Here is a 25,083-nt window from a genome sequence, read left to right as displayed (position 1 = left end):
GCAAGCTCGCTCCTACACAAAGCAATGCGCTTACCCCCCCGACCTTTGCTTGCCGCTAGGGTCCCCGCTCTTTAGACTTACGCCTCATTTAAACGAGAGCAGGGTCGATGCCAACTGCCTTCCCCCCCGATTCTGTTGGACTGGTCGTGCCACAAGTGGCGCACTTTCGCGAACCGCTGGCCCTGGCCTGCGGCCGTTCGTTGCCAGCCTACGACCTGATCTACGAAACCTACGGCCAACTGAACGCCACGGCGAGCAACGCCGTGCTGATCTGCCATGCCTTATCCGGCCATCATCACGCCGCCGGCTTCCATAGCGTTGACGACCGCAAGCCCGGCTGGTGGGACAGTTGCATCGGCCCCGGCAAGCCCATCGACACCAACAAGTTCTTTGTGGTCAGCCTGAACAACCTCGGAGGCTGCAACGGCTCCACCGGCCCCAGCAGCCTCAACCCGGAAACCGGCAAGCCGTTCGGCGCCGACTTCCCCGTGCTGACGGTAGAGGACTGGGTGCACAGCCAGGCACGCCTCGCCGACCTGCTGGGCATCAGCCAGTGGGCCGCCGTGATTGGCGGCAGCCTGGGCGGCATGCAGGCCCTGCAATGGACCATCACATACCCGGACCGCGTGCGTCATTGCCTGGCCATCGCCTCGGCGCCCAAATTGTCGGCGCAGAACATCGCCTTCAACGAAGTGGCACGCCAGGCCATCCTCACCGACCCCGAGTTTCACGGCGGTTCGTTCCAGGAAGCCGGAGTGATCCCCAAGCGCGGCCTGATGCTGGCACGAATGGTCGGCCACATTACCTACCTGTCCGACGATTCCATGGGTGAGAAATTCGGCCGTGGCCTCAAGAGCGAGAAGCTCAACTACGACTTCCACAGCGTCGAGTTCCAGGTGGAGAGCTACCTGCGTTATCAGGGCGAGGAATTCTCGGGGCGTTTCGACGCCAACACCTACCTGCTGATGACCAAGGCCTTGGACTATTTCGACCCGGCCGCCAACCACGGCGACGACCTGGCGAAAACCTTCGAGCACGCCACGGCCAAGTTCTGCGTGATGTCATTCACTACCGACTGGCGCTTCTCGCCGGCCCGCTCCCGTGAGCTGGTGGATGCCCTTATGGCCGCCAAGAAAGACGTCTGCTACCTGGAGATCGACGCACCGCAAGGCCACGACGCCTTCCTGATTCCGATCCCACGTTACCTGCAGGCCTTTAGCAACTACATGAACCGAATCGCACTGTGAGAACGCCATGAGAGCCGACCTGGAAATCATCCAAGACTGGATCCCCGCCGGCAGCCGCGTGCTCGACCTGGGCTGCGGCGACGGCGAACTGCTGAGCTGGCTGCGCGACCACAAGCAAGTCACCGGCTACGGCCTGGAAAACGACCCGGACAACATCGCCCAGTGCGTGGCCAAGGGCATCAACGTGATCGAGCAGGACCTGGACAAGGGCCTGGGCAACTTTGCCAGCAACAGCTTCGATATCGTGGTGATGACCCAAGCCCTGCAAGCGGTGCACTACCCGGACCGCATCCTCGACGAAATGCTGCGCGTGGGCCGCCAATGCATCATCACCTTCCCCAACTTTGGCCACTGGCGCTGCCGCTGGTACCTGGCCACCAAGGGGCGCATGCCGGTCTCCGACTTCCTGCCGTACACCTGGTACAACACGCCGAACATCCACTTTTGCACCTTCGAAGACTTCGAAGCCCTGTGTGGCGAGCGTGAAGCCAAGGTGATCAACCGCCTTGCCGTCGATCAACAGCACCGCCACGGCTGGGCGAGTAAGCTATGGCCCAACCTGTTGGGCGAAATTGGTATCTACCGGGTCAGCAGTCCTGGCCTGACCGACCACAAAGTTGCCGTCTAATCATCTTCAAGAGGGACGTTCATGAGTCGTTTGGCTATTTTTCTATTGACCGCATGCCTGGGCGCCAGCGCCATGGCCGCCGACACTATTGACGCTAATCGCAAAAAAGACTTCGGCGATATCACCGTTCATTACAACACCTTCACTTCAAGCTTCCTGCCACCCGAGACCGCCCAAAAAGTCGGCGTGGTGCGCAGCAAGGAGAAGGGTTTGATCAACGTGACCGTGATCAAGGGCGTAAGCCCAGTGGCCGCGCAAGTCACCGGTACCATCAAAGACCTGGGCGGCAAAAGCGAGATCCTGACGTTCAAGCAGATCGAAGAAAAAGGCGGCATCAGCTACCTCGCGCCCTACACCGTGACGCAACGGGAATACAAGACCTTCACCATCAACGTTGAAACCGGCGGCAAGGCCCACGGCTTCCAATTCAACCAAGAACTGTTCCCTGCCCAATGATGAACCTGACTCAACTCGTACTCGCCAGCCACAACGCCGGCAAACTCAAAGAACTGCAAGCCATGCTTGGCGACTCTGTACAACTGCGTTCGATCGGCGAGTTCAGCCAGGTCGAACCGGAAGAGACCGGCCTGTCGTTCGTCGAGAATGCCATCCTCAAGGCTCGCAATGCCGCGCGTATCTCCGGCCTGCCGGCCCTGGCGGACGATTCGGGCCTGGCCGTGGATTTCCTCGGCGGCGCCCCTGGCATCTACTCGGCCCGTTACGCCGACGGCCAGGGCGACGCAGCCAACAACGTCAAGCTGCTCGACGCCCTCAAGGACGTGCCGGAGGCCGAGCGCGGCGCGCAGTTCGTTTGCGTATTGGCCCTGGTGCGACATGCCGATGACCCGTTGCCGATTCTGTGCGAAGGTCTTTGGCACGGGCGCATCCTGCAAGCCGCCAGCGGTGAACATGGGTTTGGCTATGACCCGCTGTTCTGGGTGCCGGAGCGCAATGTCTCCAGCGCCGAACTGAGCCCGGCCGACAAGAACCAGATCAGCCACCGCGCCCGCGCCATGGCGTTGCTGCGCCAGCGCCTGGGCTTGAAATGACCCAGAACACCTCTGCGCAGCCGCTGATCCACGGTGGCGCGCAAACACCACGGGCGGCCCTGCCCCATCTGCCGCCCCTGGCGCTGTACATCCATATCCCGTGGTGCGTGCGCAAATGCCCGTATTGCGACTTCAACTCCCACACTGCCAGCAAAGTGCTACCGGAGGAAGAGTATGTGGACGCATTGCTGGCGGATCTGGATCAAGACCTGCACGCCGTTTATGGCCGGGAACTGAGCTCGATTTTCTTCGGTGGCGGCACGCCCAGCCTGTTCAGCGCCGCCGCCTTGGGCCGCTTGCTCAAAGGCGTTGAAGCCCGTATTCCGTTCGCTGCGGATATCGAGATCACCCTGGAAGCCAACCCCGGGACGTTCGAACAAGAGAAGTTCGTGGCGTACCGCAAGCTGGGGATCAATCGCCTGTCCATCGGCATCCAGAGCTTCCAGCAAGACAAGCTTGAAGCTCTGGGCCGCATCCACAATGGCGATGAAGCCGTGCGCGCAGCCGGTATGGCGCGCCAGGCCGGGTTCGATAACTTCAACCTGGACTTGATGCACGGCTTGCCCAACCAGTCCCTGGAGGACGCTTTAGGCGACCTGCGCCAGGCCATTGCACTCAAGCCGACGCACCTGTCCTGGTACCAACTGACCCTGGAACCCAACACCGTGTTCTGGAACCAGCCACCCGCGCTGCCGGAAGACGACACGCTATGGGATATCCAGGAAGCCGGCCAGGCACTGCTCGCCGAACACGGTTACGCACAATATGAAGTCTCGGCCTACGCCCAACCAGGGCGGCCGGCGCGGCACAACCTCAATTACTGGAGCTTTGGCGACTTTATCGGCATAGGCGCCGGCGCCCACGGTAAGCTCAGCCACCCGGACGGGCGCATCATCCGCACCTGGAAAACCCGTGCACCGAAGGACTACCTCAACCCGGCCAAAAGCTTCCAGGCCGGCGCGAAAGAACTGACCAACGATGAACTGCCGTTCGAGTTCCTGATGAACGCGCTGCGCCTCACCGAAGGGGTTGATGCCACGCTCTACGCCGAGCGCACCGGCCTTGACCTGGCGAGCCTCGACGAAGGCCGCCGCGAGGCAGAACAAAGTGGATTAATGCAGGTCGAACCGTCACGCCTGGCGGCCACCGATCGCGGGCAACTCTTTCTCAATGACCTGTTGCAGAAGTTTTTGAGCTGATAGCTCTTAAGGAAATCGAATGGATCTGGTACTCGACCTGCTCGCCACCGTATCCCGCTGGAGCCGTAGCAACCTGTCGGAAATCTCATTGGCCCTTGTGGGCTGTTTGCTGGTGCTGTTCGGCGCCGACATCAAGGGCTGGGTCGAAGCGCGCCTGGGCAGCATCGCGGGCGCCTTGCGCGTACCCTTGATGGCCCTGCTGTGCCTGATCGGCAGCGGTGCGGCGTTGATCTACGCTACGCCGTGGATTGTGCGGGGGTTGAGCCAGTTCAATAACTACAGCCTGGCGCCGGTGTTGGTGGTGGTGCTGGTGTTGATTGGCGTGGTAGCAGACCGCCGCTGACCCAGCAGGCACTACAAAACAAATGTGGGAGCTGGCTTGCCTGCGATGCAGACACCTCGGTGTATCAGTGATACCGAGGTGATGCTATCGCAGGCAAGCCAGCTCCCACATTTGATTGCGTTTCAAGCTGATGACTGTTTAGGCCAGCTTCTCGAACTTCAGATCCCACACCCCATGCCCCAATCGCTCGCCACGGCGTTCGAACTTGGTGATCGGCCGCTCGGCCGGGCGTGGCACGCATTTGCCGTCTTCGGCCAGGTTGCGGTAGCCGGGGGCGACGTTCATCACTTCCAGCATGTACTCCGCGTACGGTTCCCAGTCGGTCGCCATGTGCAGGATGCCGCCGACTTTCAGCTTGCTGCGCACCAGTTCCGCGAAGGAGGCCTGGACGATACGGCGCTTGTGGTGACGGGCTTTGTGCCATGGGTCGGGGAAGAACAGCATCAGGCGGTCGAGGCTGTTGTCGGCGATGCAGCGGTTGAGCACTTCAATCGCGTCGCAGTCGTAGACCCGCAGGTTTTTCAGGCCTTGGGTCAGCACACCATTGAGCAGTGCGCCAACGCCTGGGCGGTGGACTTCCACACCGATGAAATCTTGCTCCGGCGCGGCTGCGGCCATTTCCAGCAGGGAATGGCCCATGCCGAAACCGATTTCCAGGGAGCGCGGGGCCGAACGGCCGAACACTTGGTCATAGTCCACCGGCGCGTCGGCCAGGGGCAACACGAACAGCGGCGTGCCCTGTTCCAGGCCCTTTTGCTGGCCTTCGGTCATGCGGCCGGCGCGCATCACAAAACTCTTGATGCGGCGGTGCTTGGACTCGTCGCCCTCTTCCACGGTGTTCGGCGTTTCGTTTGATTCAGTCATCAATAGCTCTTACTTGATCAGACCATCCAGCGGCGAAGAGGCGCTGGCATAGAGTTTTTTCGGCATGCGCCCGGCGAGGTAGGCCAGGCGGCCCGCGACGATGGCGTGGTTCATGGCTTGGGCCATCATGATTGGTTGCTGGGCATGGGCAATGGCCGAGTTCATCAGTACGGCGTCGCAGCCCAGCTCCATGGCGATGGTCGCGTCGGAGGCAGTGCCCACGCCCGCATCCACCAGTACCGGAATCTTGGCTTCTTCGAGGATGATCTGCAGGTTATACGGATTGCAGATCCCCAGGCCGGAACCGATCAGACCGGCCAGCGGCATCACCGCGATGCAGCCGATTTCTGCCAGTTGGCGCGCGATGATCGGGTCATCGCTGGTGTAGACCATCACGTCAAAACCTTCCTTGACCAGGGTTTCGGCGGCCTTGAGGGTTTCGATCACATTGGGGAACAGGGTTTTCTGGTCGGCCAGCACTTCCAGCTTCACCAGGTTGTGGCCGTCGAGCAGCTCACGGGCCAGGCGGCAGGTGCGCACGGCTTCGATGGCGTCGTAGCAGCCAGCGGTGTTCGGCAGGAAGGTGTAGTGCTCCGGCGACAGCACTTCGAGCAGGTTCGGCTCGCCCTCGATCTGACCGAGGTTGGTGCGGCGTACGGCAAAGGTGACGATCTCGGCACCCGAGGCCTCGATGGCCAGGCGGGTTTCTTCCATGTCGCGGTACTTGCCGGTGCCGACCAGCAGACGGGACTGGTAGGTACGACCGGCCAGGACGAAAGGCTTGTCGCTACGAACGATGCTCATGGGAAATCCTCTGGTTGGATGAGGTTCTGCAGAATGCGTTCCGCCCGTGGCGGGCTAGCCGCCGCCGATGGCGTGGACCACTTCGATCTGGTCACCTTCGGTGAGCGCAGTCTCGGCGTGCTGGCTACGCGGGACGATATCCAGGTTGAGCTCCACTGCGACGCGACGCCCGGTCAGGTCCAGGCGGGTCAGCAGGGCCGCAACGGTTTCGCCGTCGGGCAGTTCAAAGGATTCGCCGTTCAACTGAATGCGCATGCCACGGGCCGCCATCGTTTTTAGGGGCCCGCATTCTAGCGCGATTGGAACCTGAAGGTCAGCTCCAAGCGTCAAGCGGTCAAAGCTGCAAGCGCCACGCCGCCAGGCCCAGGAAGAACCAGCCAAGCAGGAACGCCAGCCCGCCAAACGGCGTGATGATCCCCAGTTTGCTGATGCCGGTCATCGTCAACACATACAGGCTGCCCGAGAACAGCAAGATGCCGACGGTAAACGAAATACCCGCCCAAGTGACCAGTCGGCCCGGAATATGCGCCGCCAGCAAGGCCACGCCGAACAGTGCCAGGGCATGCACCAACTGGTAGGTCACGCCGGTATGGAAGATCGCCAGGTAGTCGGTGCTCAGGCGGTTTTTCAGGCCGTGGGCGGCGAACGCGCCCAGGGCGACACCGGTAAAGCCGAAAAAGGCAGCCAGCATCAGAAAGCTACGCAGCATGGGGAACTCCAGTCAGACTCATCGGGCAGGGTCTGTATAATGGCCCGCTCAACGGGTTCGGCCAAGCCATCTCTATGCTGCGTGTCCTCTTCAAGCGCTTTCTCAACGTCGTGAAATGGTTTGCCATCGGCAGTGTGTTGCTGGTGCTGCTGTTTCGTGTGGTGCCGCCACCGTTCACTGCGCTGATGGTGGAGCGCAAAGTCGAGTCATGGGTCGACGGTGAGCCTATCGACCTGCAACGCAGCTGGGTGCCGTGGGATGAAATCTCCGACGACCTCAAAGTGGCGGTGATGGCCGGTGAAGACCAGCGTTTTCCGCAACATTGGGGTTTTGATTTCGGCGCGATCCAGGCGGCGATCCTGCACAACGAGCGCGGCGGCTCGATTCGCGGTGCCAGCACCCTGAGCCAACAGGTGTCGAAAAACCTGTTCCTGTGGGCCGGCCGCAGCTATTTGCGCAAAGGCCTGGAGGCTTGGTTTACCGGCTTGATCGAGGTGTTGTGGCCCAAGCAGAGGATTCTTGAGGTGTACCTCAACAGCGTGGAATGGGATGAAGGCGTGTTTGGCGCAGAGGCAGCGGCGCGGCACCATTTTGGCGTGAGTGCCAAGGGACTTTCGCGGCAGCAGGCCAGTTACCTGGCGGCGGTGTTGCCCAATCCACGGGTGTGGAGTGCCAGTCATCCCACAGCTTATGTGGCACGGCGAGCGGCGTGGATTCGTCAGCAGATGAGCCAGCTGGGTGGGGAGGGTTACCTGATGGAGCTGAACAACTCTCGAAAGGCACCCTGGTCCGACTGACACAATACGGGACCTGTGGGAGCTGGCTTGCCTGCGATAGCGGTGGGTCAGTAACCCATGCTTCATCTGACACGGCCTCATCGCAGGCAAGCCAGCTCCCACATTAAACCGAGTTGGGCTTGAGACTTTACGAGCACATACAAAAATGCCCCGATCTTTCGACCGGGGCATTTTTTGTTCGCTGCGTGTTAGGCGGCGATCGACAACTTCAGCTTGTTCATCGCGCTTTTCTCAAGCTGACGAATCCGCTCGGCCGACACGTTGTACTTCTGCGCCAGGTCGTGCAGCGTGGCTTTTTCTTCTGCCAGCCAACGCTGGTAGAGAATGTCACGGCTGCGGTCGTCCAGCACTTCCAGCGCTTCGTGCAGATTGTGGTTGGAGTTGTCGCTCCAGTCGGCGTCTTCCAGTTGACGCGCCGGGTCGTACCGGTGGTCTTCCAGGTAGTTGGCCGGCGATTGGAAGGCGCTGTCGTCATCCGCTTCGGCGGCTGGGTCGAAGGCCATGTCATGGCCGGTCAGGCGGCTTTCCATCTCGCGCACTTCACGCGGCTCCACGCCGAGGCTTTCGGCCACGCGGTGGACTTCTTCGTTGTTCAGCCACGCCAGGCGTTTTTTCTGGCTGCGCAGGTTGAAGAACAGCTTGCGCTGGGCCTTGGTGGTGGCCACTTTCACGATGCGCCAGTTGCGCAGGATGAACTCGTGGATTTCCGCCTTGATCCAGTGCACGGCAAACGACACCAGGCGCACGCCCATTTCAGGGTTGAAACGCTTCACTGCCTTCATCAGGCCAACGTTGCCTTCCTGAATCAGGTCGGCCTGGGCCAGACCGTAGCCGCTATAGCTACGGGCGATATGTACGACAAAACGCAGGTGGGCGAGCACCATCTGCCGAGCCGCCCCCAAATCCTGCTCATAGTAGAGACTCTCGGCCAGTTCACGCTCCTGCTCGGGCGTCAGCAATGGAATGCTGTTGACCGTGTGCACATAGGCCTCCAGGTTCGCACCCGGGACCAAGGCATAAGCAGGTTGCAAAGAAGTGGTCATACGAAAAAACCTCCGACTCACATAACTCGTGCAGTTCAGCACTGCGAAAATTGACCTGGGAACCGTAGGACAAGTTCCCTAAACCGCTGATACGGTCAATACAAACGAAACCAGATTAATCTGGCATTAACTACTTCGGCGCCAGCTCACGTAAATGCCGTGCCACCGCAATCCACGCACCGATATACCCCAACAACACCGCGCCAAGCAAGAGACTCAGACCATCGGCTACCGGCACACCGGCCAGTGCGAAATCACTGCCGTAGAGCCCGGCCAGGCCGACAACCGCGTCGTTCAACCAATCCAGGCCAAACGCCAGTACGCCCCAGGACAAGATCCCCGCACCCAGGCCATACAGCGCGCCCATGTACAGGAAAGGCCGACGCACATAGCTGTCTGTGCCGCCCACCAGTTTAATCACTTCTATCTCGGTGCGACGGTTTTCAATATGAAGACGAATGGTATTACCTATCACCAAAAGTAATGCAGACACTAATAACACCGTCAGGCCGAACACAAAGCGGTCACCCAGCTTGAGGATTGCGGCCAGGCGCTCCACCCAGACTAGATCAAGTTGCGCCTGTTGCACCTTCGGCATCTCTGCGAGTTTTTGTCGCAGGGCTTCCAGCGCCGGCTTGTCGACCTCGTTCGGCGTTACCAGCACCACGCCCGGCAGCGGGTTCTGCGGCAGCTCCTTGAGCGCCTCGCCCAGGCCGGATTGCTGCTGGAACTCTTCGAGGGCCTGGTCGCGGCTGATGTACTCGGCCTCGGCTACCCCCGGGATGTTCTTGATGTCGTCGCGCAGCGCTTCGCCTTCCTTGCTGCTGGTGTCCAGGTTCAGGTACAGCGAAATCTGCGCCGCCCGCTGCCAGGAACCGCCCAGGCGCTCCACATTATTAAGCAACAGCGACAAGCCCATCGGCAGGCTCAAGGCCACGGCCATGACCAGGCAGGTGAAAAAGCTGCCGATGGGCTGCTTGCCCAGGCGACGCAGGCTGTCCAGCAGGCTGGCGCGATGGCTTTCGATCCAGGCGTGCACCAGGGTGCCGAAGTCCGGGCCGTCGTCGTCGTCGTGTTTTTTCTTTTTCGGTTGTGGGTCGGCCGGTTTCGGCGCCACGCGTTCGGATACTTTAGGGCTGCGTGTAGCACTCATACGCCAGCCTCCCCATCGCCGATCAGACGGCCGCGTTGCAGGGTGAGCATGCGATGGCGCATGCGAGCAATCAGGGCCAGGTCGTGGCTGGCGATCAATACGCTGGTGCCCAGGCGGTTGATGTCTTCGAACACCCCCATGATCTCGGCCGCCAGCCGCGGGTCGAGGTTACCCGTGGGTTCGTCCGCCAGCAGCAAAGCCGGGCGATGGACGATGGCACGGGCGATACCGACACGCTGTTGCTGACCGGTGGACAGGTCGCCGGGGAAGAGGTCGGTCTTGTCCGACAAGGCGACGCGCTCCAAGGCCGAATCCACGCGCTTGACGATCTCGGCCTTGGACAGCCCGAGGATCTGCAACGGCAGGGCCACGTTGTTGAACACCGTACGGTCGAACAGCAACTGGTGGTTCTGGAACACCACGCCGATCTGGCGGCGCAGGAATGGAATTTGCGCATTGCTGATAGTGGCCAGGTCCTGGCCCGCCAGCAGCAACTTGCCGGTCGTCGGGCGTTCCATGGCCAGCAGCAGGCGCAACAGCGTACTTTTGCCCGCGCCCGAATGGCCGGTGACAAACAAGAATTCGCCGCGACGCACTCGAAAGCTCAGCTCATGCAAGCCCACATGCCCGTTGGCATAGCGTTTACCGACCTGTTCGAATCGAATCATGAACGCTCCCGCTCGGCAAACAATGCCTGTACAAAGGGTTCGGCTTCAAAGGTGCGCAGGTCGTCGATGCCTTCACCGACGCCGATATAACGAATCGGCAACCCGAACTGTTTGGCCAGGGCGAAAATCACCCCGCCCTTGGCCGTGCCGTCGAGCTTAGTCAATGCCAGGCCGGTCAGCTGCACGGTCTGGTTGAATTGCTTGGCCTGGCTGATGGCGTTCTGGCCGGTACCGGCGTCGAGCACCAGCAGGACTTCATGGGGTGCATCGGCGTCAAGCTTGCCGATCACGCGGCGCACTTTCTTCAGCTCTTCCATCAAATTGTCTTTGGTGTGCAGGCGGCCGGCTGTATCGGCGATCAGCACATCAATGTTGCGCGCCTTGGCGGCTTGCACGGCATCGAAGATCACCGACGCAGAGTCGGCACCGGTGTGCTGGGCGATCACCGGGATCTTGTTGCGCTCGCCCCACACCTGCAACTGCTCGACGGCTGCGGCACGGAAGGTGTCACCGGCGGCGAGCATGACTTTCTTGCCCTCACCCTGCAGCTTCTTGGCCAGTTTGCCGATGGTGGTGGTCTTGCCAGCGCCGTTTACACCTACAACGAGGATGACGAACGGCTTTTTCGGCGTGATCACCAGCGGCGCTTCAACCGGCTTGAGCATGGCGGCCAGCTCAGCCTGCAGGGATTTGTACAGCGCATCGGCGTCGGTCAACTGCTTACGCGCAACCTTTTGCGTCAGACTCTGGATGATCACGGCGGTGGCTTCGACGCCCACGTCGGCGGTGAGCAGGCGGGTCTCGATGTCTTCCAGCAGCTCGTCATCAATGACTTTCTTGCCCAGAAACAGGCTGGCCATGCCTTCGCCAATACTGGCGCTGGTCTTGCTCAGGCCCTGCTTGAGGCGGGCGAAAAATCCGGTTTTGCTGGTTTCGATTGTGGCAGCGGCGGGTTCTGGCTCGATAACAGCAGGTGCGGCGGCAACCGGTGCAGGTACTTCAACGACGGGCGGTACTTCAGCCACAACCTCTACCCGCGCCGGCTCAACCACCGCAGGAATCGGCGGCACAAGGTGCTCGGCCTGAACATCCTCCACCAACGCCACGGGCTCTTCGGCCACCGGCAGCTCCAACCAGGGCTTGTGCTCGGGCGGCGCAGGCTCAGGTTCCGGCTCGGCCTCGACGACCGGCTGCAACACCGGCTCAGCCATCGGCAACACCACCGGAACTGGCGTCTCGGCAACCGGTTCAGCTTCTATTACGGGTTCAGGGGTCGGTTCAGCGTGAACCTGTGGCTGTTCGACGACGGTTTCCTGCGGCTTTTTGCGCAGCCATCCGAACAGGCCTTTCTTCTCGCCAGCCGCAGCTGGGGTCTTCTTGTCGTCGTTGGAACCAAACATGGAGACGGCTATCTCAAGGTAGCGACGCGCCACAGGGCGCGTCGGTAAATAAAATTCGATGCGTAACAGACTGTTTTTTAGCCAGCTCGTTCATGCGCAACATTTTGTAAGGCCTAAATCGGGCCTCAACAAGACAGCCGCAGTGGCCGTCCTTAAGTCGGATCAGTATCCTAGCACCTCCTCGCCCGCCGACGCTAAGACCAAGGGGGCAGCCCAACAGGTTTAAAAACGAATGAATGCTCTAGCCCGCCGCGCCGCAGGCCTGCTGTTCAGCACAGTTTGTCTGCCTCTCTCAGCTTTGGCTGCCGATCCACAACCCACCCACGAATTCACCCTCGATAACGGCCTCAAAGTGGTCGTGCGCGAAGATCATCGTGCGCCGGTGGTGGTTTCCCAGGTCTGGTACAAGGTTGGCTCAAGCTACGAAACCCCGGGCCAGACCGGTTTGTCCCACGCCCTGGAACACATGATGTTCAAGGGCAGCGCCAAGGTTGGCCCCGGCGAAGCCTCGCTGATCCTGCGCGACCTGGGCGCCGAAGAAAACGCCTTCACCAGCGACGACTACACCGCGTATTACCAGGTATTGGCCCGTGATCGCCTGGGTGTGGCCTTCGAGCTGGAAGCCGACCGCATGGCCAGTCTGCGCCTGCCGGCCGACGAGTTCAGCCGTGAAATCGAGGTAATCAAGGAAGAACGCCGCCTGCGCACCGACGATAACCCCATGTCCAAGGCGTTCGAGCGCTTCAAGGCCATGGCGTTCCCGGCCAGTGGCTACCACACGCCGACCATCGGCTGGATGGCCGATCTGGACCGCATGAAGGTCGAGGAACTGCGCCACTGGTACCAATCCTGGTACGTGCCGAACAACGCCACGCTGGTGGTGGTCGGCGACGTGACCCCGGACGAGGTGAAAAACCTCGCCCAACGTTACTTCGGCCCGATCCCCAAGCGTGACGTGCCGCCGGCAAAAATCCCGATGGAACTGGCCGAGCCCGGCGAGCGCCTGCTGACCCTGCACGTACAGACCCAACTGCCGAGCGTGTTCCTGGGCTTCAACGTGCCCGGCCTGGCCACCGCCGAAGACAAACGCTCGGTGCAGGCCCTGCGCCTGATCTCAGCCCTGCTGGACGGCGGCTACAGTGCACGGATCTCCGAGCAACTGGAGCGCGGTGAGGAGCTTGTGTCCGCGGCTTCCACCAACTACGACGCCTATACCCGTGGCGATAGCCTGTTCACCCTCTCGGCCACGCCGAACCAGCAGAAGAAGAAAACCGTCGCCCAAGCCGAAGCCGGCCTGTGGCGCCTGCTCGATGAGTTGAAGGCCAAGCCGCCGACCGCCGAAGAACTGGAGCGCATCCGTGCCCAGGTGATTGCCGGCCTGGTGTACCAGCGTGATTCCATCACCAGCCAGGCCACGGCCATCGGCTCCCTGGAAACCGTCGGCCTGTCCTGGAAACTCATGGACACGGAGCTTGCCGACCTGCAAAGCGTGACCCCAGACGATATCCAGAAGGCTGCACGCACCTATTTCACCCGCGAACGTCTGAGCGTCGCCCATGTTTTGCCAGAGGAGACCGCTCATGAGTGATCGCAAAAACAGCCGCCTGATCCTGCCCGGCCTGATCGCCGTCACCCTGATGGCGGCCAGCGCCGTTTACTTCTTGCGCCCCAGCGAGTCGGTCGCCAGCCAGGCCCTGGACAAGGCTCAAACAGCCAGCACCCTGCAGTCCCTGGCGGAACTGGATGGCAAGGCACCGACCAACCGCAAGCTCGACGTACAAACCTGGACCACCGCCGAAGGCGCCAAGGTACTGTTCGTCGAAGCCCATGAGTTGCCGATGTTCGACATGCGCCTGCTGTTCGCCGCCGGCAGCAGCCAGGATGGCGACGTGCCAGGCCTGGCGTTGATGACCAACGCCATGCTCAACGAAGGCGTGCCGGGCAAGGACGTCAGCCAGATCGCCAGTGGCTTCGAAGGCCTGGGGGCCGATTTCGGCAACGGCGCCTACCGCGACATGGCGCTGGTGACCCTACGCAGCCTGAGCGACAGCGCCAAGCGCGACGCCGCCCTGTCACTGTTCAACCAGGTGATCGGCCAGCCGACTTTCCCGGCAGACTCACTGGCACGCATCAAGAACCAGATCCTGGCCGGTTTCGAGTACCAGAAGCAGAACCCCGGCAAACTGGCGAGCATCGAACTGTTCAAGCGCCTGTACGGCGACCACCCTTACGCACACCCGAGCGAAGGCACCCCCGAGAGCGTGCCGAAGATTACCCTGGCGCAGTTGCAGGCGTTCCACGCCAAGGCCTATGCAGCGGGTAACGCGGTGATTGCGGTGGTGGGCGACCTGACCCGCGCCGAAGCTGAAGCCATGACGGCCAAGGTGTCCGCGTCGCTGCCCAAGGGCCCGGCCATGGCCAAGATCGCCCAGCCGACCGAGCCAAAAGCCGGCCTGAGCCGTATCGAGTTCCCGTCCAAGCAAACCCACCTGCTGTTTGCGCAGTTGGGCATTGACCGTGCCGACCCGGACTACGCAGCCTTGTCCCTGGGCAACCAGATCCTTGGCGGCGGCGGCTTCGGCACCCGTTTGATGAGCGAAGTGCGAGAGAAACGCGGCCTGACCTACGGCGTTTACTCCGGTTTCTCGCCGATGCAGGTGCGCGGCCCGTTCATGATCAACCTGCAGACCCGCGCCGAAATGAGCGGTGGTACCTTGCGCCTGGTGGAGGACGTGCTGGCTGACTACCTCAAGACCGGCCCGACGCAAAAGGAACTGGATGACGCCAAGCGCGAGCTGGCCGGCAGCTTCCCGCTGTCCACCGCAAGCAATGCCGATATCGTCGGGCAGTTGGGCGCCATGGGTTTCTACAACTTGCCGCTGAGCTATCTGGAAGATTTCATGAAACAATCCCAGGCCCTGACCGTCGATCAGGTCAAGGCTGCAATGAACAAACACTTGAGCGCCGACAAGATGGTCATCGTGACCGCCGGCCCGACGATTGCGCAAAAGCCACTACCGCCCCCCACTGATAAACCTGCCGAGCAGCCGCTCGGGGTTCCGGAGCATTAATGGCCAGTTCATCTCGCCCGAAAAAACCTGTCCACAACGTGCATAACGGTGTGGGCCAACTGCGCATCATTGGCGGTGAATGGGGCAGCCGCAAGCTGAGCTTCCCCGACGTCGTGGGCCTGCGCCCGACGCCCGATCGCGTGCGTGAAACCCTGTTCAACTGGCTCGCGCCGTACATTGGCGGGGCCAAGGTGCTGGACCCGTTCGCCGGCAGCGGCGCGCTGTTCCTGGAGGCGCTGTCCCGTGGCGCGGCCCAGGGCCAGGCGCTGGACGCCAGCAATGTGGCAGTGTCCAGCCTCAAGGAGCACCTGGGCACGCTGCGTTGCACCACCGGCCAGGTGCAGACGGCCGACGCGCTGCGCTACCTGGAAACCCAGGCGGCGACTGAATACGACGTGGTGTTCCTCGACCCACCGTTCAACCAGAACCTGCTGCCGGCCGTCTGCACCCTGCTGGAAGAACGCCAGTGGCTGGCACCGGATGCCTGGATCTACACTGAGAGCGAGACCGCGCCCTCCACGCTCGGCCTGCCAAGTGGCTGGCGCCTGCACCGGGAGCAGAAGTCCGGGCGGGTGTATTACGCGTTGTGGCATCGCACCCTGTAGGAGCGAGCTTGCTCGCGAAGATCGAACAGGCGACACGGGCTGTCTGATAGCGCTGCGTTATCGTTAACGTTTTTCGCGAGCAAGCTCGCTCCTACACGGCAGCGGGTAATTCATGATTCCATCTACAGACCGCTTCAAACCCGCCTTCGGCCTTGGCAACCCCCACTTGCAGACACTGTGGGGGCCGCTGTGGCGGCCGACGACCCACATCGAGCGCCAGCGTGAACGCCTGTGGCTGGAAGATGGCGACTTCCTTGATCTTGACTGGCACGGGCCGCATGACGTGCAAGCGCCCTTGGTGCTGGTGCTGCATGGGCTGACCGGCTCGTCCAATTCGCCCTACGTGGCCGGCCTGCAAAAAGTCCTGGCCGCCCAAGGCTGGGCCAGTGCCGCGTTGAACTGGCGTGGTTGCTCGGGCGAACCCAACCTGCTGGCTCGCAGTTATCACTCCGGCGCCAGCGAAGACCTGGCGGCGACGATTGCTCATCTGCGCGCCAAGCGGCCGTTGGCGCCCTTGTATGCGGTGGGTTATTCCCTGGGTGGCAATGTGTTGCTCAAGCATCTGGGGGAAACCGGCAAGGCTTCGGGCTTGCAGGGGGCGGCGGCGGTGTCGGTGCCGTTTCGCCTGGATCAATGCGCCGATCGCATTGGCCTGGGGTTCTCGCGGGTGTATCAGAAGCACTTCATGCGCGAGATGCTGGCGTATATCCGCGTCAAGCAGCGCCAATTCCTGCAGGACGGTCGTGAGGATGGGCTCAAAACCCTGGAGGCCCTTGGCTCCCTGGAAAAGATGCGCACGTTCTGGGACTTCGACGGGCGGGTAACCGCGCCGCTGCATGGTTTCATCAGTGCTGAAGACTATTATCGCCGTGCATCGAGCCGTTATTACCTGGGCGATATCCGTACGCCTACGTTGATTATCCAGGCGGCCGATGACCCGTTTGTGTTTGCGCACAGCTTGCCAGAAGCGAGTGAACTATCGGCTTGCACTGAGTTTGAGCTGTTGGCAAAGGGTGGGCATGTGGGGTTTGTGGAGGGTTCGCTGAAGCGCCCTGGTTACTACCTGGAACGCCGGATACCTGCCTGGTTACTGACACAACGCGGTTAAACATGTGGGAGCGGGCTTGCTCGCGAATGCGGTGTATCAGTCAAACTTGTATCGACTGACACCCTGCATTCGCGAGCAAGCCCGCTCCCACATTTGATTGGGTTTGCAGATCGAGCCTTAGTCGCCCGTTGCTATTTCCCGAGCGGGATCAGTAATCCACTCACTCCACGACCCCGCATACAACTTGCCCAACGGGTACCCCGCCAGGCTCAACGCAAACAGGTTATGGCACGCCGTCACCCCAGACCCGCAATACGCCACCAATTCCTGCGCCGGGCGCCCTTGCAACTGCGCGGCAAAGCGCTGCTTGAGCTGCTCGGCTGGCAGGAAGCGGCCGTCGCTGCCCAGGTTTTCACTGAACGCCGCGCATTGCGCGCCAGGGATATGCCCGGCAATCGGGTCGATGGGCTCTACTTCGCCACGAAAACGCTGCTGGGCGCGGGCGTCGATCAAGGTCAGGCCGGGTTGGCCCAGGCGTTTTTGCAGGTGTTCGGCATCCAGCAACAGACGATGATCCGGCGTACCGGCGAAGGTACCTGGCTCAACCACAGGCGCGTCCAGGCTCAGGGGGAAACCGGCGGCATGCCAGGCCTTGAGGCCACCATCCAGAATAAACACGCCATCACGCTTGCCCAGCCAGGCCAGCAGCCACCAGGCACGGGCGGCGTAGGCACCGGGGCCGTCGTCATACAGCACCACATCGGTGTCGGCACTGATGCCCCAGGCCCGCAGTTGCCTGGCGAACGTGTCCGCCGCCGGCAAAGGATGACGACCGGTCACGCCCTTGGTCACCGGGCCGCTCAGGTGGCGCTCCAGGTCCGCGTATTGCGCGCCCTCGATATGCCCTTCGGCGTAACTGCACAAGCCGTAGTCCGGGTCTTCCAGAGCAAAGCGGCAATCCAGGATCACCCACCCGCTCGACTGTTGGCGCTCGGCCAATTGCTGGGGGCTGATCAGTTGGGCAAGCGGCATGACTGACTCCTGTGAATACAAAGGGGAAAGGTCTTACTTCACTTCTTCCAGTGCCTGATTCAACGGCACGTAAAACTCTTTGAACAAGGCGTCCACCGCCTCTTTGGCCTGCGGCGTGACAAACCCCGCCTCCAGCACCAGCACCTGATAGACCCCACGCTTGATCGCCTCGGCGCTCAGGTGGGTGGATTTTTCATTGGTGGTGCACAAAAAGCGCACCCACGAGGTGAGGATGATCCAGGCATTCAGGGTCAGGGCTTCGGTTTGCACCGGGTCCATATTGAGGATGCCGGCATCGACAAAGCCTTGGAGATCGCGCCGCCCTGGATCAGGCAACGCTGGGAAAACCGCCGGTAGCCGGTCGCCAGTTCCGGGTCGCTCTCCAGCAGGTGTTCAAGGTCACGGTGCAGGAAGCGATAACGCCACATGCCGGCCAATACGGCTTGCAGGTAAAAGCGTTTATCCTCCACCACCATCGTGCGTCCCTGGGGTGGGCGCAGGAAACTGTCTACCAACGCTTCATATTCGCGGAACAGCACGGCGATGATCGCCTGCTTGTTAGGGAAGTGGTAGTACAGGTTGCCCGGGGAAATTTCCATGTGGGCGGCAATGTGGTTGGTACTGATACTGCGCTCGCCCTGCTGGTTAAAAAGCTCCAGGCTGGTTTGCACAATGCGCTCGCTGGTCTTTACTCGTGGTGCCATAGGGGATCAGCTTCTATACACGGGATGGGGCATCTTACGGCCTAACCCGGCCAGGATAAATCTGGATGTTACTGCAATGTTATTTGACAATTTAGAGCAATGACTCTAAAAATCCAGGCAGACCAATAACAATCGGTGCCGCGCCATGTCTGCCAACGTTGCCTACCTGCAAGACTCCCAGGCGCTGGATCAACTCCAGGACCTGTTCGACGCCCAACGCCGCGCCTATGCCGCCAACCCGATGCCGCCGGCCGGGCAGCGCCAGCAATGGCTCAAGGCTTTGCGGGATCTGCTGAGCGACGAACGCCAGGCACTGATCAATGCAATCAGCCAAGACTTCAGCCATCGCAGCGCCGACGAAACCCTGTTCGCCGAATTGATGCCCAGCCTGCATGGCATTCACTATGCCAGCAAACACCTCAAGCGCTGGATGAAACCTTCCCGCCGCGCTGTAGGCATTGCCTTCCAGCCCGCCTCAGCCAAAGTCATTTACCAGCCACTGGGCGTCGTCGGCGTCATCGTGCCGTGGAACTACCCGTTGTACCTGGCCATCGGCCCGTTGGTGGGAGCGTTGGCTGCCGGTAACCGGGTGATGCTCAAGCTCAGCGAGTCCACGCCGGCCACCGGTGAGCTGCTCAAGGCGTTGCTGGCCAAGATCTTCCCCGAGGACCTGGTGTGCGTCGTGCTGGGGGAAGCTGACGTGGGTATGGCGTTTTCCAAGTTGCGCTTCGATCACCTGCTGTTCACCGGCGCTACCAGCATAGGCAAGCACGTGATGCGTGCGGCGGCAGAAAACCTCACGCCGGTGACTCTGGAGCTGGGCGGCAAATCGCCAGCCATTGTCTCGGCCGATGTGTCACTCAAGGACGCCGCCGAACGCATCGCCTTCGGCAAAACCTTGAACGCCGGGCAAACCTGCGTGGCACCGGATTATGTGCTGGTACCGGAAGATCGCGTGGAGGGCTTTGTCGAGGCGTATTCCAAAGCCGTGCGCGGGTTTTATCCGACGCTGGCCGACAACCCGGACTACACCGCCATCATCAACGAGCGCCAACTGGCCCGGCTCAATGCCTACGCCAAGGACGCCACCGACAAGGGTGCCACTCTGATCCCGCTGTACGAGCAAGGCCAGGCTCGGCGAATGGCCCACAGCCTGCTGCTGAATGTCAGCGACGACATGACCGTGATGCAGGACGAAATTTTCGGCCCGCTCTTGCCCATCGTGCCGTATCGCGGCCTTGACCAAGCCTTTGCCTACATCAACCAGCGCCCACGCCCGCTGGCCCTGTATTACTTCGGCTACAACAAAGGCGAACAAGTGCGGGTGCTCCACGAAACCCATTCCGGAGGTGTGTGCCTGAACGACACCTTGCTGCACGTCGCTCAGGACGATATGCCGTTCGGTGGCATCGGCCCGTCAGGCATGGGCCATTACCACGGTCACGAAGGTTTCCTGACGTTCAGCAAGGCGAAGGGCGTGCTGGTCAAACAGCGCTTGAACGCGGCGAAGTTGATCTACCCGCCCTATGGCAAGTCGATCCAGAAGCTGATCCAGAAGCTGTTTATCCGCTGATAACCGCCACCTTCGGGACAATAAAAACAATGAACCCCAGCCTGACTGATTCACCCGCGCTGTCACGGCGCGGCGTCTTGAAAATCGGCCTGTGTGCCAGCGCCTTCCTCGCCACCGCCGGGTTGGGCGCCAGCCTCAGCGGTTGCTCCAGCAGTACGCCGGCCAGCGGCTTTGCGATGTTGCGCACCAGCGACTTGCCGTTCTTGCGGGCGGTAATCCCGGTGCTGCTGGAAGGCGCGGCCAGCGCCGACCACGTGCTTGCCGGTATTGAGGACACTCTGAAAAAACTCGATTACAGCCTGCAGCACTTGTCGCCCGAAATGTTCAAGCTCACCCAGCAATTATTCGACGTACTGGGCATGGGCATCACCCGCGGCCCCCTGACCGGTGTCTGGGGAAGTTGGGAAAACGCCAGCAGCGAACAGATCCGCAATTTCCTGCACCGCTGGGAAAACAGCTACCTGAACCTGCTGCGCATGGGCCAGGGCTCACTGCTCAAGCTGGTGATCATGGCCTGGTACTTCCGGCCCGAGTCCTGGGCCCATTGCGGCTACCCCGGCCCGCCCAAGATCTAGCCTGGGCAATCCCCCAAGATTGCATCTTCCTACAAGAATAAGAGAGTGTACCTATGCCCGTACCCGATCTGTTCCGCGACGGCCTGGCCCGTGGCTGGAAAACCCACAATGGCGCCGCCCTGGATAACGACCTGACCCTGGAAGCAGATGTCGCCATCATCGGCAGCGGCGCCGGGGGCGGTACCACCGCTGAAATCCTCAGCGCCGCCGGCTACAAAGTGTTGCTGATCGAAGAAGGCCCGCTCAAGACCAGCAGCGACTTCAAGCTACTGGAAGACGAAGCCTACGCCAGCCTTTACCAGGAAGGCATCGGGCGGATGAGCAAGGACGGCGCTATCACCATCCTGCAGGGCCGGGCTGTGGGCGGTACCACCTTGATCAACTGGACCTCCAGCTTTCGCACCCCTGACGCTACCCTCGCGCATTGGGCCAGCGAATATGCGGTCAAAGGCCACAGCAGCGCCGAAATGGCACCCTGGTTCGAAAAAATGGAACAGCGCCTGGGCATCGCGCCGTGGGCGCTGCCGCCGAATGCCAATAACGACGTGATCCGCAAAGGCTGCGAAAAGCTCGGCTACAGTTGGCATGTGATCCCGCGCAATGTGCGCGGCTGCTTCAACCTGGGGTATTGCGGCATGGGCTGCCCGGTCAACGCCAAGCAGTCGATGCTGGTGACGACCATCCCGTCCACCCTGGAAAAGGGTGGCGAACTGCTTTACCTGGCCCGCGCCGAACGGCTCATCTACAGCGGCGACACCATCAGCAGCCTCGAATGCGTGGCCATGGACGAGCGCTGCGTAGCGCCCACCGGGCGCAAGATCAGCGTAAAGGCCAAGCACTATGTGCTGGCGGGCGGCGGCATCAACAGCCCGGCCCTGCTGATGCGCTCCGACGCACCCGACCCGCACTCGCGGCTGGGCAAGCGCACCTTCCTGCACCTGGTCAATTTCTCCGCCGGGCTGTTCGACGAGGTGATCAACCCCTTCTACGGTGCGCCGCAATCCATCTACTCCGACCATTTCCAGTGGCAAGACGGCACTACCGGCAAAATGTCCTACAAACTGGAAGCACCGCCCCTGCATCCAGGCCTGGCGAGCACCCTGTTTGGTGGCTATGGCAACCAGAACGCCTTGGACATGAACCAATTACCCCACACCCACGCCATGCTCGCCCTGCTGCGCGACGGCTTTCCCCCCGACAGCCCGGGCGGCACCGTGGAGTTACGCGGTGACGGCACGCCAGTGCTTGACTATCAGGTCTCGCCCTACGCCTGGGACGGCCTGCGCCGGGCCTTCCACAGCATGGCCGAGATTCAGTTCGCGGCGGGGGCCAAATCGGTCAAGCCCCTGCATCACGACGCGCGCTTTGTGAACAACTTGGCCGAAGCGCGCAGCGTGATCGACGGTCTGAACCTGGAACTGCATCGCACCACCCTGGGCAGTGCCCATGTGATGGGCGGTTGCGCCATGGGTGAAGATCCGAAAAATGCCGTCGCCGACAGCCTGGGTCGCCATCACCAGTTACGCAACCTGTCGATCCACGATGGCTCGCTGTTCCCCACCAGCATTGGCGCCAACCCGCAATTGTCGGTGTACGGACTGACCGCGCAACTGGCGAGCGCATTGGCCGAACGTCTGAAAACGGCATGAAAAGACAGGGTATTCACGGTATCTATCTACATAAGTCGACTTGGCCCACCGGTAATGCTGCGATACCATCCGGTTCCCCAACGGACTCCGCCAGGACGACGCGATGAACCGAGTGTTGTACCCAGGTACCTTCGACCCGATTACCAAAGGCCATGGCGATCTGGTCGAACGCGCCTCTCGCCTGTTCGACCATGTGATCATCGCGGTCGCGGCCAGCCCCAAGAAAAACCCGCTGTTTCCCCTGGAACAGCGTGTGGAGCTGGCGCAAGAGGTCACCAAGCACCTGCCGAATGTGGAAGTAGTGGGCTTTTCGACATTGCTGGCGCATTTCGCCAAGGAGCAGAACGCCAATGTGTTCCTGCGTGGCCTGCGCGCGGTGTCAGACTTCGAATACGAATTCCAGCTGGCCAACATGAACCGCCAATTGGCGCCGGACGTGGAAAGCCTGTTCCTCACGCCGTCGGAGCGTTATTCGTTCATTTCCTCGACGTTGGTTCGTGAAATTGCCGCTTTGGGCGGAGATATCACCAAGTTCGTGCATCCTGCCGTGGCGGACGCACTGACATTGCGCTTCAAGAAGTAAGACTGCTTGTGGCGAGGGAGCTTGCTCCCGCTGGACTGCGTAGCAGTCCCAATCCTTTCATCCCTCACCACAGAGACAGGCTCGCACTGCGGGCGCCAATGCGGCACAATTGCGCGCATTAGTTTTCAGATGCCTTGGCAGAGTGCCCTGGCAGGAGTTTCCATGTCCCTGATCATCACCGACGATTGCATCAACTGCGACGTCTGCGAACCCGAGTGCCCGAACGCCGCCATTTCCCAGGGCGAAGAGATCTACGTGATCGACCCTAACCTGTGTACCCAGTGCGTCGGTCACTACGACGAACCGCAGTGCCAGCAGGTATGCCCGGTGGATTGCATTCCGCTGGATGAGGCACACCCTGAGAATGAAGAGCAGTTGATGGAGAAGTACCGCAAGATTACCGGTAAGGCCTGAAGGTTTTCGGTGCCTGCAAGGGCGTCATCGCAGGCAAGCCAGCTCCCACACTTGAATGTATTTACATATCCAAATGTGGGAGCTGGCTTGCCTGCGATAGCGATATCAGCCCTCAACCAACAATCAGCTCTGACACCTAGGGCAAAACACACTCGCCCGCTGCCCCAGCACCACATTGCGTAGCTCTGTCCCGCAGACCTTGCACGCCTCGCCGCCCCGGCCATACACGAACAGTTCCTGCTGGAAATACCCCGGCTGCCCATCGCCGCCGATAAAGTCCCGCAACGTGGTACCGCCCCGCTCGATGGCAGCGGCCAACACCCGCTTGATCTCAATCGCCAGCTTCAAATAACGCCCGCGTGAAATACCCCCGGCGGCGCGGCGCGGGTCAATCCCCGCTGCAAACAGCGCCTCTGTCGCATAGATATTGCCCACGCCCACCACCACCGCGTTGTCCATGATGAACGGCTTCACCGCCATCGACTTGCCGCGAGACAGCTGGAACAAGCGCTCGCCATCAAACAGGTCGGTCAACGGCTCCGGCCCCAGCCGCATCAGCAGCTCATGGTTGTGCGGGTCGAGGCTCCAGAGCATCGCACCGAAGCGCCGCGGGTCGGTGTAGCGCAGGGCCATACCCGATTCCAGCTCGATATCCACGTGTTCATGCTTGGCCGCCGGCATGCCGACTTCCACCAGGCGCAAGTTGCCCGACATGCCCAGATGGCTGATCAAGGTGCCCACTTCGGCATTGATCAACAGGTATTTGGCCCGGCGCTCCACCAGCACGATGCGCTGCCCCGACAGGCGCACATCCAGGTCTTCCGGAATCGGCCAGCGCAGGCGCCGCTCACGCACTACCACGCGGCTGACGCGCTGGCCTTCCAGGTGCGGGGCAATGCCGCGTCGGGTGGTTTCGACTTCTGGTAACTCGGGCATGTGTACCTCTTGAATAACGGGTCAGTGCGCGCCCAGTTCGCGGATCGACAACTTCAGGCTCTCGAAGTCGTAGTCCGACAGGCCCACGTAATCCAGCACCAGATGGCCGATGGCATTCCACTCATGATCCACCGGCTGGTTGCCCAGTACGCGATAGGACGAACAGATATGCTCGGCCATCTTCAAAATGGCCAGCAGGTTCTTGAGCTGCGGGTTGCGCGACGACTCATCGCTGAAAATCGCCAGGGCGTTGTGGTGATTGGCGATGGCGTCGGTCACATGCTCCGGCAGGCGCCAGGACTTGGCGGTGTAGTAGCCAACCACCGCATGGTTGGTGTGGAACGCGTTGTTCTCGGTGTCGACCACGCGGCAATCCGGGCCCGCATTGGCGTAGGCCTCTTCCAGCACCGCCATGTAATTGGGAAAGCGCTTGAGCATCAGCGGCACGCCACAATCATGGAACAGGCCCAAGGCATAGGCTTCGTCCACGGCCTGGGAACCGGTGCGCTTGGCCAGGGTGAGGCAGGTCATGGCCACATCCTGGGCGGTGTCCCAGAAACGGTTGAGCGTGACGATGGTGTCGTCGCACATCTCGCCCTTGATCGACTGCGCGTTGATCAAATTGATGATCGAACGGCTGCCCAGCAGGTTCACCGCACGCTGGATCGAGGCGATTTTGTTGCTCAGGCCGTAATACGGCGAATTGACGATCTTGAGCAGCGCACCGGACAAGCCCGGGTCCTGGGAGATCAGCCGCGCAATCACTTCCAGGTCCGGGTCGGGCATGTACTGCTCCATCTGCAAATCCACCATGATTTGCGGTTGGGGCGGCACGCTGATGCCTTGCAGGGCCTGTTGGATCTGCTCGGGGGAAAGCTCTTGGGACATAAGTACACACTCTGGGCTAGGCGCGAATTCTAACCTCTAAGCAAAGCTGACCGACACCTCAAAAACCCGAACCGAACCCCGATCAAATGTGGGAGCTGGCT

Annotated in this window: 27 protein-coding genes and 1 pseudogene; 16 read left to right on the top strand and 12 right to left on the bottom strand. The window is 61.2% G+C overall.

Annotated features, from left to right (window positions below):
- Positions 1–107 precede the first annotated feature (107 nt).
- From CER19_RS19750 to CER19_RS19725, 6 genes are read left to right on the top strand one after another with little or no spacing between them, the layout of a single operon-like run.
- The gene (locus CER19_RS19750) at positions 108–1,247 is read left to right on the top strand and encodes a homoserine O-acetyltransferase (protein ID WP_116667656.1); all 1,140 of its coding nucleotides are present in this window, start codon (positions 108–110) and stop codon (positions 1,245–1,247) included.
- A 7-nt stretch (positions 1,248–1,254) separates the two neighbouring features.
- Complete coding sequence (gene metW / locus CER19_RS19745) at positions 1,255–1,875, top strand: methionine biosynthesis protein MetW (RefSeq protein WP_003195091.1); 621 nt, start codon at positions 1,255–1,257, stop codon at positions 1,873–1,875.
- 21 nt (positions 1,876–1,896) lie between these two features.
- A complete protein-coding gene (locus tag CER19_RS19740) occupies positions 1,897–2,331 on the top strand; it encodes a DUF4426 domain-containing protein (RefSeq protein WP_032894709.1) in 435 nt (144 codons plus the stop codon).
- Complete coding sequence (gene rdgB / locus CER19_RS19735; protein ID WP_116667655.1) at positions 2,328–2,924, top strand: RdgB/HAM1 family non-canonical purine NTP pyrophosphatase; 597 nt, start codon at positions 2,328–2,330, stop codon at positions 2,922–2,924. The genes CER19_RS19740 and rdgB overlap by 4 nt, the downstream gene beginning before the upstream one ends.
- The gene (gene hemW, locus CER19_RS19730) at positions 2,921–4,123 is read left to right on the top strand and encodes a radical SAM family heme chaperone HemW (RefSeq protein ID WP_116667654.1); all 1,203 of its coding nucleotides are present in this window, start codon (positions 2,921–2,923) and stop codon (positions 4,121–4,123) included. The genes rdgB and hemW overlap by 4 nt, the downstream gene beginning before the upstream one ends.
- A 19-nt stretch (positions 4,124–4,142) precedes the next feature.
- Positions 4,143–4,466: a DUF3392 domain-containing protein gene (locus tag CER19_RS19725; protein WP_034133991.1), complete on the top strand. Its 324-nt coding sequence runs from the start codon at positions 4,143–4,145 to the stop codon at positions 4,464–4,466.
- Between the two features lie 138 nt (positions 4,467–4,604).
- Here the strand turns inward: CER19_RS19725 and trmB are convergent, their stop codons facing one another.
- The 4 genes from trmB to CER19_RS19705 all read right to left on the bottom strand — a co-directional run bounded on the left by trmB (position 4,605) and on the right by CER19_RS19705 (position 6,843).
- On the bottom strand, positions 4,605–5,330 hold the full coding sequence (gene trmB / locus CER19_RS19720; RefSeq protein ID WP_003195101.1) for a tRNA (guanosine(46)-N7)-methyltransferase TrmB: 726 nt from the start codon (positions 5,328–5,330) through the stop codon (positions 4,605–4,607).
- Positions 5,331–5,339: 9 nt separating this feature from the next.
- The gene (locus tag CER19_RS19715; RefSeq protein WP_116667653.1) at positions 5,340–6,134 is read right to left on the bottom strand and encodes a thiazole synthase; all 795 of its coding nucleotides are present in this window, start codon (positions 6,132–6,134) and stop codon (positions 5,340–5,342) included.
- A 54-nt stretch (positions 6,135–6,188) separates the two neighbouring features.
- Entirely contained in the window at positions 6,189–6,389 is a 201-nt protein-coding gene (thiS, locus tag CER19_RS19710) for a sulfur carrier protein ThiS (protein WP_165861651.1), read from the bottom strand.
- Positions 6,390–6,468: 79 nt separating this feature from the next.
- Positions 6,469–6,843: a DUF423 domain-containing protein gene (locus tag CER19_RS19705; protein ID WP_054897582.1), complete on the bottom strand. Its 375-nt coding sequence runs from the start codon at positions 6,841–6,843 to the stop codon at positions 6,469–6,471.
- Between the two features lie 74 nt (positions 6,844–6,917).
- Here CER19_RS19705 and mtgA point away from each other — a divergent pair, with 74 nt between their 5' ends.
- On the top strand, positions 6,918–7,640 hold the full coding sequence (mtgA, locus tag CER19_RS19700; RefSeq protein WP_116667651.1) for a monofunctional biosynthetic peptidoglycan transglycosylase: 723 nt from the start codon (positions 6,918–6,920) through the stop codon (positions 7,638–7,640).
- A 188-nt stretch (positions 7,641–7,828) separates the two neighbouring features.
- On the opposite strand, the gene rpoH is transcribed toward mtgA, so the two are convergent.
- The 4 genes from rpoH to ftsY form a co-directional block, all read right to left on the bottom strand.
- Complete coding sequence (rpoH, locus tag CER19_RS19695; RefSeq protein ID WP_003176698.1) at positions 7,829–8,683, bottom strand: RNA polymerase sigma factor RpoH; 855 nt, start codon at positions 8,681–8,683, stop codon at positions 7,829–7,831.
- Positions 8,684–8,813: 130 nt separating this feature from the next.
- The gene (ftsX, locus tag CER19_RS19690; protein ID WP_054897584.1) at positions 8,814–9,836 is read right to left on the bottom strand and encodes a permease-like cell division protein FtsX; all 1,023 of its coding nucleotides are present in this window, start codon (positions 9,834–9,836) and stop codon (positions 8,814–8,816) included.
- A complete protein-coding gene (gene ftsE, locus CER19_RS19685; RefSeq protein WP_003195112.1) occupies positions 9,833–10,504 on the bottom strand; it encodes a cell division ATP-binding protein FtsE in 672 nt (223 codons plus the stop codon). Before ftsE ends, ftsX begins: the two co-directional genes overlap by 4 nt.
- On the bottom strand, positions 10,501–11,904 hold the full coding sequence (gene ftsY / locus CER19_RS19680; protein WP_116667650.1) for a signal recognition particle-docking protein FtsY: 1,404 nt from the start codon (positions 11,902–11,904) through the stop codon (positions 10,501–10,503). The genes ftsE and ftsY overlap by 4 nt, the downstream gene beginning before the upstream one ends.
- Positions 11,905–12,136: 232 nt before the next feature.
- Here ftsY and CER19_RS19675 point away from each other — a divergent pair, with 232 nt between their 5' ends.
- The 4 genes from CER19_RS19675 to CER19_RS19660 all read left to right on the top strand — a co-directional run bounded on the left by CER19_RS19675 (position 12,137) and on the right by CER19_RS19660 (position 16,688).
- Positions 12,137–13,492, top strand: coding sequence for a pitrilysin family protein (locus CER19_RS19675; protein ID WP_116667649.1), 1,356 nt, complete (start codon positions 12,137–12,139; stop codon positions 13,490–13,492).
- Positions 13,485–14,975 (top strand): pitrilysin family protein, encoded by a 1,491-nt coding sequence (locus tag CER19_RS19670; RefSeq protein WP_032894697.1) that lies wholly within the window; start codon positions 13,485–13,487, stop codon positions 14,973–14,975. Before CER19_RS19675 ends, CER19_RS19670 begins: the two co-directional genes overlap by 8 nt.
- Complete coding sequence (gene rsmD / locus CER19_RS19665) at positions 14,975–15,580, top strand: 16S rRNA (guanine(966)-N(2))-methyltransferase RsmD (RefSeq protein ID WP_116667648.1); 606 nt, start codon at positions 14,975–14,977, stop codon at positions 15,578–15,580. The genes CER19_RS19670 and rsmD overlap by 1 nt, the downstream gene beginning before the upstream one ends.
- A 112-nt stretch (positions 15,581–15,692) precedes the next feature.
- On the top strand, positions 15,693–16,688 hold the full coding sequence (locus CER19_RS19660) for a hydrolase (protein WP_116667647.1): 996 nt from the start codon (positions 15,693–15,695) through the stop codon (positions 16,686–16,688).
- Between the two features lie 117 nt (positions 16,689–16,805).
- Here CER19_RS19660 and CER19_RS19655 read toward each other — a convergent pair whose 3' ends face one another.
- Both CER19_RS19655 and CER19_RS19650 read right to left on the bottom strand, forming a co-directional pair.
- Entirely contained in the window at positions 16,806–17,660 is an 855-nt protein-coding gene (locus tag CER19_RS19655) for a sulfurtransferase (protein WP_116667646.1), read from the bottom strand.
- A 33-nt stretch (positions 17,661–17,693) separates the two neighbouring features.
- Positions 17,694–18,364: pseudogene (locus CER19_RS19650) on the bottom strand (TetR/AcrR family transcriptional regulator).
- Positions 18,365–18,509: 145 nt separating this feature from the next.
- Here CER19_RS19650 and CER19_RS19645 point away from each other — a divergent pair.
- From CER19_RS19645 to CER19_RS19625, 5 genes are all read left to right on the top strand, one after another.
- On the top strand, positions 18,510–19,937 hold the full coding sequence (locus CER19_RS19645) for a coniferyl aldehyde dehydrogenase (protein WP_116667645.1): 1,428 nt from the start codon (positions 18,510–18,512) through the stop codon (positions 19,935–19,937).
- 29 nt (positions 19,938–19,966) lie between these two features.
- The gene (locus tag CER19_RS19640) at positions 19,967–20,512 is read left to right on the top strand and encodes a twin-arginine translocation pathway signal protein (protein ID WP_116667644.1); all 546 of its coding nucleotides are present in this window, start codon (positions 19,967–19,969) and stop codon (positions 20,510–20,512) included.
- Between the two features lie 53 nt (positions 20,513–20,565).
- A complete protein-coding gene (locus CER19_RS19635; protein WP_116667643.1) occupies positions 20,566–22,161 on the top strand; it encodes a GMC family oxidoreductase in 1,596 nt (531 codons plus the stop codon).
- Between the two features lie 103 nt (positions 22,162–22,264).
- A complete protein-coding gene (gene coaD / locus CER19_RS19630) occupies positions 22,265–22,744 on the top strand; it encodes a pantetheine-phosphate adenylyltransferase (protein WP_003195136.1) in 480 nt (159 codons plus the stop codon).
- Between the two features lie 162 nt (positions 22,745–22,906).
- Entirely contained in the window at positions 22,907–23,158 is a 252-nt protein-coding gene (locus CER19_RS19625) for a YfhL family 4Fe-4S dicluster ferredoxin (protein ID WP_116667642.1), read from the top strand.
- Between the two features lie 123 nt (positions 23,159–23,281).
- On the opposite strand, the gene mutM is transcribed toward CER19_RS19625, so the two are convergent.
- Together mutM and CER19_RS19615 are read right to left on the bottom strand one after the other, a co-directional pair.
- On the bottom strand, positions 23,282–24,094 hold the full coding sequence (gene mutM, locus CER19_RS19620) for a bifunctional DNA-formamidopyrimidine glycosylase/DNA-(apurinic or apyrimidinic site) lyase (protein WP_003195148.1): 813 nt from the start codon (positions 24,092–24,094) through the stop codon (positions 23,282–23,284).
- Between the two features lie 21 nt (positions 24,095–24,115).
- The gene (locus CER19_RS19615; RefSeq protein ID WP_169918568.1) at positions 24,116–24,928 is read right to left on the bottom strand and encodes an HDOD domain-containing protein; all 813 of its coding nucleotides are present in this window, start codon (positions 24,926–24,928) and stop codon (positions 24,116–24,118) included.
- Between the last annotated feature and the right edge of the window lie 155 nt (positions 24,929–25,083).

This window comes from Pseudomonas sp. GL93 (genome assembly GCF_003408955.1).
GTDB lineage: Bacteria > Pseudomonadota > Gammaproteobacteria > Pseudomonadales > Pseudomonadaceae > Aquipseudomonas > Aquipseudomonas paracarnis.
Note: the sequence above shows the minus strand (reverse complement) of the source record. Positions and strands in the feature narration are given on the sequence as shown.

What these genes read in the sequence shown, in the direction of transcription:
- CER19_RS19750 (WP_116667656.1), top strand. Translation starts at nt 108, where the DNA reads ATGCCAACTGCCTTCCCCCCCGATTCTGTTGGACTGGTCGTGCCACAA.
- metW (WP_003195091.1), top strand. Translation starts at nt 1,255, where the DNA reads ATGAGAGCCGACCTGGAAATCATCCAAGACTGGATCCCCGCCGGCAGC.
- CER19_RS19740 (WP_032894709.1), top strand. Translation starts at nt 1,897, where the DNA reads ATGAGTCGTTTGGCTATTTTTCTATTGACCGCATGCCTGGGCGCCAGC.
- rdgB (WP_116667655.1), top strand. Translation starts at nt 2,328, where the DNA reads ATGATGAACCTGACTCAACTCGTACTCGCCAGCCACAACGCCGGCAAA.
- hemW (WP_116667654.1), top strand. Translation starts at nt 2,921, where the DNA reads ATGACCCAGAACACCTCTGCGCAGCCGCTGATCCACGGTGGCGCGCAA.
- CER19_RS19725 (WP_034133991.1), top strand. Translation starts at nt 4,143, where the DNA reads ATGGATCTGGTACTCGACCTGCTCGCCACCGTATCCCGCTGGAGCCGT.
- trmB (WP_003195101.1), bottom strand. Translation starts at nt 5,330, where the DNA reads ATGACTGAATCAAACGAAACGCCGAACACCGTGGAAGAGGGCGACGAG.
- CER19_RS19715 (WP_116667653.1), bottom strand. Translation starts at nt 6,134, where the DNA reads ATGAGCATCGTTCGTAGCGACAAGCCTTTCGTCCTGGCCGGTCGTACC.
- thiS (WP_165861651.1), bottom strand. Translation starts at nt 6,389, where the DNA reads ATGCGCATTCAGTTGAACGGCGAATCCTTTGAACTGCCCGACGGCGAA.
- CER19_RS19705 (WP_054897582.1), bottom strand. Translation starts at nt 6,843, where the DNA reads ATGCTGCGTAGCTTTCTGATGCTGGCTGCCTTTTTCGGCTTTACCGGT.
- mtgA (WP_116667651.1), top strand. Translation starts at nt 6,918, where the DNA reads ATGCTGCGTGTCCTCTTCAAGCGCTTTCTCAACGTCGTGAAATGGTTT.
- rpoH (WP_003176698.1), bottom strand. Translation starts at nt 8,683, where the DNA reads ATGACCACTTCTTTGCAACCTGCTTATGCCTTGGTCCCGGGTGCGAAC.
- ftsX (WP_054897584.1), bottom strand. Translation starts at nt 9,836, where the DNA reads ATGAGTGCTACACGCAGCCCTAAAGTATCCGAACGCGTGGCGCCGAAA.
- ftsE (WP_003195112.1), bottom strand. Translation starts at nt 10,504, where the DNA reads ATGATTCGATTCGAACAGGTCGGTAAACGCTATGCCAACGGGCATGTG.
- ftsY (WP_116667650.1), bottom strand. Translation starts at nt 11,904, where the DNA reads ATGTTTGGTTCCAACGACGACAAGAAGACCCCAGCTGCGGCTGGCGAG.
- CER19_RS19675 (WP_116667649.1), top strand. Translation starts at nt 12,137, where the DNA reads ATGAATGCTCTAGCCCGCCGCGCCGCAGGCCTGCTGTTCAGCACAGTT.
- CER19_RS19670 (WP_032894697.1), top strand. Translation starts at nt 13,485, where the DNA reads ATGAGTGATCGCAAAAACAGCCGCCTGATCCTGCCCGGCCTGATCGCC.
- rsmD (WP_116667648.1), top strand. Translation starts at nt 14,975, where the DNA reads ATGGCCAGTTCATCTCGCCCGAAAAAACCTGTCCACAACGTGCATAAC.
- CER19_RS19660 (WP_116667647.1), top strand. Translation starts at nt 15,693, where the DNA reads ATGATTCCATCTACAGACCGCTTCAAACCCGCCTTCGGCCTTGGCAAC.
- CER19_RS19655 (WP_116667646.1), bottom strand. Translation starts at nt 17,660, where the DNA reads ATGCCGCTTGCCCAACTGATCAGCCCCCAGCAATTGGCCGAGCGCCAA.
- CER19_RS19645 (WP_116667645.1), top strand. Translation starts at nt 18,510, where the DNA reads ATGTCTGCCAACGTTGCCTACCTGCAAGACTCCCAGGCGCTGGATCAA.
- CER19_RS19640 (WP_116667644.1), top strand. Translation starts at nt 19,967, where the DNA reads ATGAACCCCAGCCTGACTGATTCACCCGCGCTGTCACGGCGCGGCGTC.
- CER19_RS19635 (WP_116667643.1), top strand. Translation starts at nt 20,566, where the DNA reads ATGCCCGTACCCGATCTGTTCCGCGACGGCCTGGCCCGTGGCTGGAAA.
- coaD (WP_003195136.1), top strand. Translation starts at nt 22,265, where the DNA reads ATGAACCGAGTGTTGTACCCAGGTACCTTCGACCCGATTACCAAAGGC.
- CER19_RS19625 (WP_116667642.1), top strand. Translation starts at nt 22,907, where the DNA reads ATGTCCCTGATCATCACCGACGATTGCATCAACTGCGACGTCTGCGAA.
- mutM (WP_003195148.1), bottom strand. Translation starts at nt 24,094, where the DNA reads ATGCCCGAGTTACCAGAAGTCGAAACCACCCGACGCGGCATTGCCCCG.